The organism is Streptomyces sp. NPDC006602, assembly GCF_042870385.1.
GTDB lineage: Bacteria > Actinomycetota > Actinomycetes > Streptomycetales > Streptomycetaceae > Streptomyces.
The window spans coordinates 328,220-340,535 of the sequence record NZ_JBIAHG010000007.1 but is presented as its reverse complement, the minus strand read 5'-3'; the positions used below and the strand labels follow the sequence as shown (position 1 = coordinate 340,535).

Genomic DNA, 12,316 nt, shown 5'->3' with positions numbered 1-12,316 from the left:
TTCGCCACCAGGATCCCCCGAGAAGGACGGAAATTGCTCCGCCCCGCCTCACGAAGCGCTGTACTCAGCCTTTTCCAACCTGACTGCGGCGGCCAGGTGTTGGAGGTTGCCAGCTGTACGGAACGACGAAGCTCCTGATAGACGGGTTCTCGACCAAGATCACCCGTGTCCGCCAGGAGCCTCGCGTGCTTGCCTACCCCTCGTCGATCGATCTGTCCGGCCGCACCCTGCGCTACCTGACCACGCGGCTCCGTGCCCGGCAGCGAGAGATCGGGACCCGGTGGCGACGGCTGCCCGTCGGCCGACAGGTCCTGCTCGTCCTAGCCCACCTGCGGTGCGGGGACACATACGCGCGGCTCGCCGCCGGGTTCGGCATCGGCGTCGCGACCGTGTACCGGTACATACGTGAGGTGATCGACGTCCTGGCCGCCGCCGCGCCGACCCTGACCGAGGCGATGAAGACCGTGCGGGCGAAAGCCTTCGTGATCCTGGACGGCACCCTGCTGCCGATCGACCGGATCGCCGCCGACACCCCGTACTACTCCGGAAAACACAAACGCCACGGCATGAACGTCCAGGTCCTCACCGACCCGTTCGGCCGACTGCTGTGGGCCTCACCGGCATTGCCCGGATCGACCCATGACCTGACTGCCGCGCGTCGCCACGGCATCATCGATGCGCTCACTGAGGCCGACGCCAAGTGCTGGGCGGACAAGGCTTACCAGGGCGCCGGGCGGCCCGTCCGGGTGCCGTTCAGGGGCCGTCAGCTCAAACGCTGGCAGCGGCGACACAACAGCACCCACGCCAAGATCCGCTGTCTCGGCGAACAGGCCATGGCCACCCTGAAGGGCTGGCGCCTTCTGCGGAAGCTCCGCTGCAGCACCAACCGGATCACCGACATCGTGAAGGCCGTCGTGGTCCTTCACCACGCCTCAACTGAGGTTGGAAAAGGCTCATTGGCAGACGCCCTCGACGAGGCCCTGAAGGCGAACCCGTCACGGGTCAAGTACATACTCGTCAAGGGAAACTCTCCCGGGGAGCAGCACCAGGGCTACGAGATGAAACAGTTCGATATCAGAACACAAGCGGAGAAGGACAGCGATGCAGATTCCACGACATGAATTTCCGACGCGAAATGTTGCGTCGGTCCTGGAATCCGATGCCAAACGTTTCTGGCGGAACATTGAAGCCCTCCAGAGAGAACCCTCGTGGTTCTCGAACACTCTGGCTTCCGCCATCCAAACCTTCGGCCTGCGTTGCGCCGTGGACCCGGAGGCCGACAAGCTCGAGACCTGGGAATCCTGCGTCACCGCCATGCAGGTCGGCTCCGCCCTCTTCGCGTCTGCCCAGGCCACGACCGACAGCATCGAGTACCTCATCGATCACAAGATGCGGACCATCCGCGCCGACGCCCTCCCCCGCGCCCATGCCGGAAACTGGCTCAACACCTTCTGGCTCGCCTGCGTCTGCCGGGAGAAGAAGCGCATGACCGAGCTGTGCCATTTTCCGGTCTCACGGATTCGGCAAGCCGACGGAGTCTTCGACGAGTACATCTACGACTGGGTGGAAGCACTACAGGCCTACTGGCTCAAGCGCCCAGAATTCGGCGACAAACTGGTGGCTGCGGTGGACGGCACAGATCCCGCCGTCCTGCGGCACGCGCCGCGCGACGGCGTCCTCCAGATCATGTATCCACCGATGAACCTCCTGACCCAATTGGCACGCGGCGACCAGGACAAGTACAACGCCGAACTGGCCAAGGCCGTGGAGTGGCACAAGGACTACTGGACCCGCAACGAGGACCGCGAACTGGAAACCCAAGGCCTTGTCGCCCTGGGCCCGCTGGCCGTCACCTGTCTTGCCGTTCAGGCCGGTTTCACCATCACCGTCGAGTCCGAATACCTCCCCAAGCACCTCATCACCGGCGCGTGGATCAACGAATTCCCCACGTAGTCCCCGCCAGACATCCCGAGCAACAGAGAGGGCAGCACATGGCTCCGGACACCCCCGCCCCCGCACCGCAAGGCCCACCGACCACCCCGGACCAGGCCCTCGAAATCGTCCGCTCCCGCTACGCCCAGCCCAAACTCCCCGACGGCATGCCCGCCGAACTCCAGGTCCACGAATTCGACATCGGCTACCTCGTATACGCGGTCTACCCGCCCCGCACCGACGCCGCCGGCCGCCCCCAGCCCGCCCCGCCCGGCGGAGCCAAGATCGTGGTGCCGAAGCAGACCTGCAAAACCGTCACCGTCCGTTGCAGCGGATGAACGTACCCGTCGGCAAAGTCCTCGCCGTCCACACCGACCTGCGCCCCAGCCTGCTCCCCGGCGGTTACACCGCCGAACTCCTCAACACCTTCCCCAACGCGCAGCTCTTCTTCGCCAACGCGACGTTCTCCGCCAGACAAACTACGACGGAGTTGATAACCATGACTCGTCTCGCGCTGCGGGAGTTCGCACAAAATCGGATTTCTCAAACGTGGATGGGTCGGACAACAAGAGCAGCTCGCCGGCCCAACGCACGCGGCATTATCTCGATGAGACGTACGGTGAAACCGTCGCCGACCAGGTGGTGGCCGCAACCGGCGGCATGAAGCCCGACTTCTCTGGTCGGAACTTCGCGGTGATCGAGGTGCACGACCCTCATACTGGAGAAGCGCACTATGTGGCCGATAGCTCGTTCAGCCATGCCGGACCGCGTCCGGCACATTCAGAACCGCACATAGGCGGCTGGATAGAGCGCCTCAACGAGGATCGTGCAGCCGAGGGGAGGAAGCCCTTTGACGTGGTGCACATGTACACAGAGCGCGAGCCGTGCGGGCACCCTTCCGAGTCTCCAGGCCACGCGGACTGCTCGGGATACATCCTCCAGTACATGCCGGAGCACATGCCGGTAAGTTATGGAACCGGATACCGGAAGGGCGAGCAGGCCGTCCCGTTCAGTGACCCCAAGGAACGAGAGGGAGTGAACACTCCGCGCCAGGCAATGGACGCAGATTTCCAGCATCACCTGAACAGGGTTGCAGACGTCCTCAAAGCATATGCTCTTCCGACTCCCACATCGGCTTCCTAGAAACGACCTGAGGTATGAGTACATCCATCCCGGGACCGGCCGAAGTCTCACCCGATCTCGCCCTGGCCAGTGCAATGCGGTGGATCGACAGGCCACGTGACAGCAGCGCCTGGTTGTGGTTCGGCGGCAAGGAGGGGGTCGGCAAGACCCGTGTCCTTCGGGAGATCGCCAGGCGGCAGCCTGATTCGCTTTTCCTGGATTGCGCAGGAATGCACTCCGAAGAGATCGCGCGTAAACTGGCTGATTCCTTCGGCGTGGCCGCATTCGACACCTATGGTCGCAACTTTGCGGAGGCAGTAACCAAAATCACTACAGGGCCGGTGGTGGTCCTGGCTAATACACAATCGGCAGGCAGCCTCCACACCACACGCGAGCCCGAACGAGTCATACATCAGGTGGTGCGGACCCTCATCAAAAACCACAGGCGCAGCCTGCGAATGCGGCTCCTGATCGAGGTAGAGCACACAGCAGACATGGTGGCATCTCTGCGTGGCCGTGAACTGACGCTGCGCGGCCCCGATGAGCACGATGCCCACACAATCGTTTCCACGAACCCAGTCGAGACCACGGCCTTCCGCGCCCTCGCGCTGGCCGAATCCCGCACAGTCCCGCTGATTGTGTGGTCAATTCTGTGCTCGGCATTCGGACAAGACATCTCCGTAGAGCAATTGGAGCAGCTGACCTCGTCGCACGCGCCGGGCATACTGGCACGGACAAGCAGCGAATTCGCCTGGCCGAACGCCGCCTTCCGCCGTGAGTCCACCGCGCAGGAGTGGCGTGCGACGGTGCCCCCCGAAGAGGCGGAGAGCTTCCATCTGCAGGTGCTCTCCGCGTTGCGGTCCGCGGAACCCACGCCCGCGGTCCACTGGTACGTAAATCACGCGGTAGCCGGCCACGCAGCCGCGGCCGGAGTCTTCGAATCCCTGCTCGAAGACGCACCCACCCTGGCCAAGGTCGGTCATCACAGCCTGTTCGAGGCGTTCGAAGCCGCCTACCACGACCGCCCTGTCCCCCCGTCAAGCCTCGCCGCCAACCTCCACTATCTCGCCGAACGTGGTGTCTGGTCCTCCACACATGCGGAATGGCTGGCTCTCCTGCACCACTCCCTCCTCAACCGAGGCCCTTCAGGTGAGGCCTTGGCCGATCAACTCCTCGCCGCTGCCGACTCCTCTGCCTGGCCATGGCACACCCTGTGGGCACATGGCACCGGTCCTGGCATCGCCACCACAGAACGAGTCATCAGGCGGCCAACCGTACGCCGGCTGCAGCTCGTTCAAACTGATTCGGACTTCTTGGCCATGGCCACGGACAGTCAAGACAACAGCAGCGTCTGGCACGTCGACAGCGGGGAGCCCTCCCTCGAAGACGCGTTGCCAGCACGGTGTGGCATAAGCGGCGGCATCGATACGAGCGACTGCCCGAACAGGCACCGGCAGATCCAGAGTCTGAACAGCCGCGAGACGAACCGTAACCGCTCTCGGCGTGCACGACCTTTGGCCGGCCACCACGGTCATGGGTGTGGCCGCCACCACTCAAGCCACCGACTCCCTCCAGTTCCAGGATTCACAGGGAACACCGACCGCCTACCGGTTGTTCATCACACCGGAGTTCATGACCTGGCGCTCGGATGTACAGATCCAGAACTGGCGCTTGCTGTTGGGAAATTCGTTCATCGACCAGCTCGACGGCTTCGCACTGGCCGACAAACTCAGCGAACGATACGGTGAAGCTCACTTCTACGTCATCGACCCCTACAATTCGGCCGAATGCTGGTACGTCGCCCGCGAAGGCCACAGGGTGCGAAGCTTCGGCACTCACGACCAGCCGCAGTTCCGGGGAGAACCACTGTCCTTCGAGGTGGAGTACAGGGAAGACGCGGACGAGGACGAGGCTGACGAATACGCCGAGGGCGTTCCCTACACTCTCACGGCAGCCGACAGCCTCTCCGTCGAACCCGGCCCCATGCCCGCGTCCGGTACCCACGGCCACGGCTGGCTCGCCACCACCCACCCCGACGTACCCAACTCCCGCTTGAAGGGGGCTTTGCCCCTCTAATGTCCACACCGTGAACCGGCCCGCGCAGCCCAAAACCGAAAACCTTCACACCACCCCACGACTGCGGGCAGTCGTACGCGCGAAATGACAGCAGCTACAACGCGTTTGAGAGCCAGCGGCGTCAGCCATGGGTTCCGCGATTCCCTACCCTTCGCCAGCAACAGCTGAACAGGCCTGGCCGAGTTAAGCGAGTGGCAGAACAGTCAAAACTCTCACGACGTCCGAGTTCAGTCGACCTCGACATCGGCAGGGGAATGCCGAGATCGAGAGGATGCGGCAGCAGGCCGTGGACGCCCGGAACGCCGATATGCACCGCTTCCGCAGGGAATTCGCGAGAGTCTGGATGAAGCTCGCCGCGAGTGCTGACGTACCCTGATCGGTCGGGTCTGAGCGGAGTGATGCACAGTGATTGCCGAAGAAGCAGATCAGGAGATCGTCGGCTGGCTGACCGACCCGCCGAAACACGCGCCGAAGCTCGTATTGCGCGGCTCGCCGGGAGTTGGCAAGACGGCTCTCCTGGCCGAACTGCACGCGGAGTTGCCCGGCTCGTTCTACCTGGACTGTCGTGGTTTGACCGCGGACCAGGTGCTCGAGCGACTCCTCTCCCACTTCGGCCTGCAAGTCAGGCATCGCGCCCTGGGCAACCCGCTGAAGGACGCCCTGGCAGGTCTGCGCAGGGGTGGGATCGTGTTTCTTGCCAACGTGCAGTGGGCGGGCACCCTCCAGTCGTCGACTGAGCCAGACCTCATCGACCGCGTGGCCGGGGAGTTCAGCAGCCAGGGCCGTGGCCATGTGCTTCCTGTCCTGGAGTTCGACGAGCCGAGCAACCAAGCCCAGGCCCAACGGCCCCACGAGATCCTGCTGGAAGGACACACCGGAGGCCCAACTCCTACGGCACTTCTCGACGAGCACCCCGCCCTCCGTGCCCTGGCCGCGACTGAACTTCGTGAAGTACCGCTGCGGATCTGGGAGTTCATGGACACAGCATTGGGCGGACCGCACACCGAGGACACCCTGCGCCATATCGTGCGGCAGCTGCCAAACGCACTCCACCTGGAAGTGGACGGCAGTGGCACCTCGATCGTGCGGCTGGCGTCGGACGCACTCAAGTGCCTGCTCCGCAAGGCCGAGCCCCTCACCGACGCAGAGCAACTGGCCATCACCAACGCCCTTCTCTCCAACCTGTCGAGGACGGCCGCAGGCACAGCCGACGTGCAAATCGCCGCATACGCCGGCCGCGCGCTCGCCGTCCATGCCGCGCTCTCCGGCGCGCTGCCCCGACTCATCGACGAACAGCCGGTACTGGCAGCCATTGCCGATCGCGTCTCGCTACAGCAAGCGATCAAGCTCGCTTGGCCTGAAGGCCCTCCGGTCGGGGGCGTCGCCGCAGACGCCCACTACCTGGACGGAGACGGTGTCACCCCAGACTCACAGAGCGAGTGGCTGGCCTGGCTGCACTGGGCAGCCGTGAGCCGCGGTCGCCGGGACTGGGCCGACCGGCTCGAGAGCGCCAGCCCAGTTCCGCTGGCCTGGCGCACCGCGTGGTCGAAGTGGCGCCCTTACGGCGTGCTGGGCGCCCGACCCGACCTGCCCGGACCCACGCGCGGTGTGGACGTCGGCACGTACGCAGGCATCCAAGTCGTGGCCAGCGGACACAGCGGCGTCTTCAGCCGGCAGGAACTCGATGGAGCCTTGGCCGACAGCCTGGACGATTGGGGCGACGATCAAGTTCGGGAACGAGTTTGGCGGTTGTCCGACGGCGAGGAGTTGATCGAACCCAGGGTGGTCCATCAGTTCATCAGCGACGACGGAGATGTGGAACGGACAGTCGGAAGCGCCCTCGACACCCGCCGACACGTCAGCTCGTCCACCGCCGACCGTCCTGAATGGCCAGGGCTCCTGATTGCACGCAGCGGAGCGGAAGCGGCAGAAGCGGGGCGCTGGGTGGCCTACGGCTCAAGAGGTCTCTACGCCTTCGATGTCCTGCATCCTGAGTCGCTGACGGCAGGGCCTGGGTTCTGGCAGCGGTCCCTCGTGCCGTCGTTCCGTTCCACGGCTCTGTGGCCCATGCCCGCCCCCGTCGCCGAGCAAGGCAAGGCACTCAACACATGGTTCACAACGGCCTTCGGCGACCATGCACTGCGCCGCATTCGCGTAGCCGACCTCCCCCCTGACCTGTCCGAGCCACGGGCCCGCGCGCTCCTCTCCGAAACGGGCTTCCCCGCCCTCGACGGGACTGCACCAGCATTCCTGACCACGGTCGCAATCGACCAGACCGGTCTCGAACCCATCGAAGGCCCGGACTCCCCCAACTGCTCTTACCTCCTGGGACACTGGCTCACGGAACCCATCTTCCTGGAGGGCCGCACCGGCCGCGTCCTTCTCGCCTCCGTCACCGGAACCGAACTCCTTGGCAGCAGCCTGTCCCTGTTCATGACCCTCATCGGTCTGTACCGCCTGCTGCGCCTGAGCGACTTTGCCTTCCGGAGCGACGAAGAGTGGGACGCTCGCCGCAGCGTAAAAGCCTGGGCGCGAGAGATCGATCCCGAAGCCACAACATCGTTCAATTGGCAGGGAGCTCTCGACGGAAACCTGGACCGCCTCTGACTCACTGTGGCTCAATGCGAAAACCGTGGCAGCTTCCCCTCAGCGCCCTTCACGCGGCCCGCTCCGGGCCCGACGCCCCCCTCCTGATCTCACTGATAACTTGCTGCTTCTGTCATTCACTCCGTGGGGAATCAATGAGCCAGCCGCCGTTCCAACCGCCGCCGCCGCCGGCACAGCCACCCCAGCCGCCTCAGCAGCAGGCGCAGAACCCCTACAACCCGTACGCCCAGCCCGCCCCACCGCAGCAGCAACAGCAGCAACAGCCGGGCTTCGGACCGCCGCCCGCCCCTGGACAGCCCCCGCAGCAGCCCGCGTCGGCGCCGGTTCCCGGCCAGACCCCGATGTACCCCGGACAGGCGCCTGTCCCGGGGCAGGCACCCGGGCAGGCGCCGGGGCAGCCGATGTACCCGATGCAGCCCGCACCGCCGTTCCAGGCGCCCCCGTTCGGACAGCAGCTGAACACGCAGGGCGGGGGCGGGCAGCCCGTCGGTGCGGTCTTCCTCGGGTTCTTCGCCTCGGTCGTCGTCTCGCTGCTCTACAGCGTTCTCAACATGGTCACGTACAAGGACCAGTCGGAAACCGCGGCCCACATCCTCTACGTGGCCCACGCCCTCCTCAACGGAGTGGCCGTCGGCGTTCTGGTCGGCCTGGTGGGCCGGCGTAGCCCCGGCGCCTGGTTCTGCGCCGCCGTCATCGCCCCGCTCGGCGCGTTCTTCGGCTACACCAACTCCATCCCGCTCATCATCGGCGACAGCCAAGGAACGCCTGCCATCGGAGACATGATGGAGGAGGTCCCCTTCCTTCCCGCCAAAACCTGGTGGGGCACCCAGTACGACACCAGATTGATCTCCCTGCTGGGCCTCTTGGTGGCCGCACTCGCCGGATGGGCTCTCGCCTACGCCGTAGGAAAGAAGCGCAGCCAGGCGTGATCTTCGTCAGGTGCCGGTCCGGGCCGCTGCCGGAGGCCCGGTCGACGGGCCGCTCGGCTGTCGACAGCCCGCCGGTCGACAGCCCGGCGACTGACCGGAGTTCATCTCGTTGATCGCGTAGTCTGCTGCGCGTGCTGATGAATGACATGGGTGACAACAGCCGGGAGCGACTGGCATCTCGCATCTGGTGGAACGCGGCCATGCTCGTCGGCACCCTCAGCGCGATGGTGGCGCTGGGCAGTGCCGCGGCGGCGACCATCCCGGGCGTCGGTGTCGCCATGCGCGTGGCGAGCGGAGCTCTGGCAGTCGTCGGCGCCGTCGGAGTATGGGCGGCCGTACGCGTCCACCGCAGCCGCAGCGGCAAGCTTTTGGCGCTCGCCCTGGCGTGTGCTCTGGGGAGCATGGCGGCGCTGCTGGCACTCCGCAGCGCGGCCTGATCGCGGGGGAGCCGGCCCCCGCCACAATCCGATCGCGCTACGCCCCCTCAAGAGACGCCAGCACGAACGTCAACGGCAATGTCGCAGCCGCGAGGGCCAGCCCCGTCGCCGCCAGCCCCGCGCGGATCTCCCGCGCGCCCCGCACTCCCAGGTAGGCGGCGATCAGCGGCAGGACGCAGCACAGGAGAAAGCTGTAGTGCCAGCCCTCTTCCTTGATGAAGAAGACCATGAGGGCCAAGCAGGCCGGCACCGACCCGACGGTCATGACGCGGGCACGCGAGAGGAAGAGGTCGAGGCCGCTGACCCCGCTGAAGAAACTCATGAGCCGAACCGCCTTCTACCGCTCATACCGCGGCATGGTCGTAACCACCCGTACCCACCTGAGGAAACCCGTCCGCCGCGGAGAACCCGTTGACCGCCGTGGACATCACCAGGCCTAGCGCGCTCAGCGCCGACGCGAACGTGTCGAACGCCCTGGACGCCTCGGCCCACATCTCCATGAGCCGGATGGCCTCTGCCGCGGCCAGCGCGAACATGGCCACCGACGCGGCCTGCCCGCCGATGGGGATCGCGTTGACGGCCTGCGCCGCGAGCAGGTTGACCAGCCAGATGACGAGCAGGTCGCAGAACATCACCAGGAACGACTTGAGGAACTCGGCGAACTGGAACGCCATCTGCGCCGCCTGCGCGTAGCACTGCTGCAGAGACTTGAAGGTCTCCTTGATCTCGTCGAGCTTCTTGGTGAACTCGTCGAAGTACACGGTGGCGGCGTTCGCGGCGTTGCCGTCCCAGCTGAGCGAGACGTTCTGGTTGCCCTTGCGCACATTGGCGGCCACCGCGTCGCAGAACGACGCGAGGCTGCCCCAGGCGTCGGAGCAGTCGTTGTACGAGTTCCAGTCCCCGAACACCCAGTTCGTCACGACGCCGAAGGGGTCGAAGTCGAAGAGCAGCTTGGACGCCTCCACCGCCATCGCGGAGGGGCTGCCCAGGTCGAGGACACTGCCGAGCGTCTTCTGCACCGGACTCATCTTGTACTCGTCCACATGGCCCGACCCGTACTTGACGAGGGGATTGCTGCTGTCCCCCGCCGGCGGCTTCAGCGCGTCCATCGCGTCACCGGCGTCGGAGAAGTCCTGCGAGTCGCCCCCGGAATCACCGCCCGACACCTTGGAGCCCGGATAGGTGGCGTCGAGTTTCGCCGCCGTGTCCCGGTCCGTCTCCCTGTAGTACTTGGCCGTCCCCGCGAGTTCCTTCTGGGACGACTCCAGAACGCTCTTGACCTTCTCCAGAGCCTTCTTGGCCTCGCTCACATACTGGTCGTGGTCACCTGCGACGAGATCCCAGGCCTCCCCGCCCGCGGACTTCTCGATCTGCGTATGAGCGCTCGCGTACGAGACGGCCTGCGCGCCACCGTCCGCGGCACGCCCCACCAGCTTCGCGAAGCCGTCGATCGCACCGGGCTCTACCCGAAAGTTCACGTCTCCCCCATTACCCGCGTCAGCAGACCCGTCGGTGGTACGGCAGCCAGGTACCGTCGCTCAGTACAAGGACCAGCCGCGCCCATCGTGACGCCCTTTCGCACCCGACCGTTTCTCGGACTCCGCACGCCGTTCGTCGTCGAACTGCCGCCGCTCCTCCGCGAGCCGCTGCTCCCCCTCTGCCGCGAGCGCCTCACGCGCGCTGTCGGACATGGAGGCCCACTTCTCGGCGAGCGGAGCCGCCTGCTCCACAGCCTGCTCGGCGTACGCCGACACATTGGCCGCCTCCCGCAGCCCCATGCGCCCGGAGAGGACCTCCTGGGCCATCTCCTTGAGCGCATCGCCGCCCAGCCCCGAGGCGAGATGCTCCAGGGACTGCCGCAGGATCTTGGCCTGGGCGGGGTCCTGCTGGGTCATCTCCAGGAACTCGGAGTCGTCCACGCGCTGGCCGGAACTGTCGGGTGCGCTGTCCAAGGGGTACCTCATCGGGAGGGAGAGTCGGCGGGTCGCGACCGGCGAGAACCTACCAACGCATCTGCGAACACTTCAACACACCGCACCACACGGCCGTCGCAGAAACCTCGTAGGTTGCACCAACTCCACGGTGGCTGCCGGTCGTTGTCCTTCCAGAAGCCGTTCGCTTTGCGAACTTGATCGCTCGCCTCGGGGCGAGGGGCCGCCGTACGGCCCGATTCTCCGTATTCCTACTGGATCACCCGAAGTCGTTCGTGCCCGGCGTGGGACGGGTGCTGACACTCTCGTCGTACGTCGGCATGTTGGTGCCGTACGACGTGCGCGGGTCCGGTGCGCCATCGCCGGCCGACTGGCCGCCGGGGTCGAAGTCCGGATGCCCGACGGGGTGGCGCTCGCCCCCGCTCGGGCGCAGCACCGCGGGCATCCCACCGGGGGTGGCCTGCGTCGCCGTATCCACACCGGTCTTCTCGAAGTCCTGGGAGACCCGCTCGTCGTTCCACTCATGGCCGTCCGCGGACGACCTGAGGTTGTCCCCGCCGGCCTGGATGCGGGCGTGCAGACCGTCGAGCGCGGGCTTCCAGCTGGTGGCGATCTCCGTCAGGGCGGGTCCCATCGACCAGCCGGTGAGCGAGCCGCCCGCGGTGCCGGCTTCCTTTACGGCCTTGTCGGCGGGGCCCTTCATCGTGCGGGCGATGTCGTCGCAGGCCGCGGCGGAGGCGCGAAGCTCAGCCGGGTCTACGTCGGTGCGCTGGGACACGTCCTGGTCCTCTCAGGGGTTCAGGCTCTCAGAACTGCTGCTGCTTGGCGCCGGGCGGGAGCATGCAGGGGGTGCGTACGGCGAAGGAGAAGCGCTGGGGCTTCGTCTTGCCGGAACCGACCGTCTCAGCCTCGACGCTGTACTCATTCTTCTTGTTGCGGGCCCGGAACACCGACGACGCGTAGGCGCTCTTGAACTCCCGGTACGAGGTCACCTCGTAGCCCTGCTCGGGGAGTTCGCTGCGGAGCTTGCGCACGATGCGGGTGTGCTCCGTGGCGGGGGCCGGGGAGTAGATGTAGTAGAAGAGGCTGTACCGACCGTCCTCAGCCACCTCGTCGTTCTCCCCGATGCACGCTTCGAAGTTCACCTTGGCCGTGTCGGGGAGCAGTTCGACGTCGGTGAGCTCGGCCATGTGGGCGGTGTAGTCCTTGGCCCACTGCAAGGCGGCGTCCTTCGCCATCCGGGGCAGTGGGGCGTTCGGATCATCGCGTTGAGACATGCATC

General features: G+C 65.9%; 13 protein-coding genes and 1 pseudogene. 8 read left to right on the top strand and 6 right to left on the bottom strand.

Annotated features, from left to right (window positions below):
* Window positions 1-185 precede the first annotated feature (185 nt).
* The 4 genes and pseudogenes from ACFYO2_RS21445 to ACFYO2_RS21430 form a co-directional block, all read left to right on the top strand.
* A pseudogene (locus tag ACFYO2_RS21445) lies at window positions 186-938 on the top strand (transposase family protein); the annotation flags it as partial.
* A gap of 163 nt (window positions 939-1,101) precedes the next feature.
* Window positions 1,102-1,953, top strand: coding sequence for an immunity 49 family protein (locus ACFYO2_RS21440; RefSeq protein WP_388351202.1), 852 nt, complete (start codon window positions 1,102-1,104; stop codon window positions 1,951-1,953).
* Window positions 1,954-1,991: 38 nt separating this feature from the next.
* Window positions 1,992-2,270 carry a hypothetical protein gene (locus ACFYO2_RS21435; RefSeq protein WP_388351199.1) on the top strand — a complete coding sequence of 93 codons (279 nt, stop codon included), beginning with the start codon at window positions 1,992-1,994 and terminating at the stop codon, window positions 2,268-2,270.
* On the top strand, window positions 2,267-2,596 hold the full coding sequence (locus tag ACFYO2_RS21430; RefSeq protein ID WP_388351196.1) for a hypothetical protein: 330 nt from the start codon (window positions 2,267-2,269) through the stop codon (window positions 2,594-2,596). Before ACFYO2_RS21435 ends, ACFYO2_RS21430 begins: the two co-directional genes overlap by 4 nt.
* Before the next feature lie 526 nt (window positions 2,597-3,122).
* On the opposite strand, the gene ACFYO2_RS21425 is transcribed toward ACFYO2_RS21430, so the two are convergent.
* The gene (locus ACFYO2_RS21425; protein ID WP_388351193.1) at window positions 3,123-3,611 is read right to left on the bottom strand and encodes a hypothetical protein; all 489 of its coding nucleotides are present in this window, start codon (window positions 3,609-3,611) and stop codon (window positions 3,123-3,125) included.
* A 982-nt stretch (window positions 3,612-4,593) separates the two neighbouring features.
* On the opposite strand from ACFYO2_RS21425, the gene ACFYO2_RS21420 reads away from it, so the two are divergent.
* The 4 genes from ACFYO2_RS21420 (at window position 4,594) to ACFYO2_RS21405 (ending at window position 9,103) form a co-directional block, all read left to right on the top strand.
* Complete coding sequence (locus ACFYO2_RS21420) at window positions 4,594-5,130, top strand: hypothetical protein (RefSeq protein ID WP_388351190.1); 537 nt, start codon at window positions 4,594-4,596, stop codon at window positions 5,128-5,130.
* Window positions 5,131-5,535: 405 nt separating this feature from the next.
* Window positions 5,536-7,737 (top strand): SUKH-4 family immunity protein, encoded by a 2,202-nt coding sequence (locus tag ACFYO2_RS21415; RefSeq protein WP_388351187.1) that lies wholly within the window; start codon window positions 5,536-5,538, stop codon window positions 7,735-7,737.
* A gap of 134 nt (window positions 7,738-7,871) precedes the next feature.
* Entirely contained in the window at window positions 7,872-8,666 is a 795-nt protein-coding gene (locus tag ACFYO2_RS21410; RefSeq protein ID WP_388351184.1) for a hypothetical protein, read from the top strand.
* A gap of 131 nt (window positions 8,667-8,797) precedes the next feature.
* Entirely contained in the window at window positions 8,798-9,103 is a 306-nt protein-coding gene (locus ACFYO2_RS21405; RefSeq protein WP_388351181.1) for a hypothetical protein, read from the top strand.
* 37 nt (window positions 9,104-9,140) lie between these two features.
* On the opposite strand, the gene ACFYO2_RS21400 is transcribed toward ACFYO2_RS21405, so the two are convergent.
* The 5 genes from ACFYO2_RS21400 to ACFYO2_RS21380 all read right to left on the bottom strand — a co-directional run bounded on the left by ACFYO2_RS21400 (window position 9,141) and on the right by ACFYO2_RS21380 (window position 12,311).
* Window positions 9,141-9,425: a hypothetical protein gene (locus ACFYO2_RS21400; RefSeq protein WP_388351178.1), complete on the bottom strand. Its 285-nt coding sequence runs from the start codon at window positions 9,423-9,425 to the stop codon at window positions 9,141-9,143.
* Between the two features lie 22 nt (window positions 9,426-9,447).
* On the bottom strand, window positions 9,448-10,581 hold the full coding sequence (locus tag ACFYO2_RS21395; protein ID WP_388351175.1) for a hypothetical protein: 1,134 nt from the start codon (window positions 10,579-10,581) through the stop codon (window positions 9,448-9,450).
* A 60-nt stretch (window positions 10,582-10,641) separates the two neighbouring features.
* Complete coding sequence (locus ACFYO2_RS21390) at window positions 10,642-11,055, bottom strand: hypothetical protein (protein ID WP_388351173.1); 414 nt, start codon at window positions 11,053-11,055, stop codon at window positions 10,642-10,644.
* 238 nt (window positions 11,056-11,293) lie between these two features.
* On the bottom strand, window positions 11,294-11,812 hold the full coding sequence (locus ACFYO2_RS21385) for a hypothetical protein (RefSeq protein ID WP_388351170.1): 519 nt from the start codon (window positions 11,810-11,812) through the stop codon (window positions 11,294-11,296).
* Window positions 11,813-11,840: 28 nt separating this feature from the next.
* A complete protein-coding gene (locus ACFYO2_RS21380) occupies window positions 11,841-12,311 on the bottom strand; it encodes a hypothetical protein (RefSeq protein ID WP_388351167.1) in 471 nt (156 codons plus the stop codon).
* Between the last annotated feature and the right edge of the window lie 5 nt (window positions 12,312-12,316).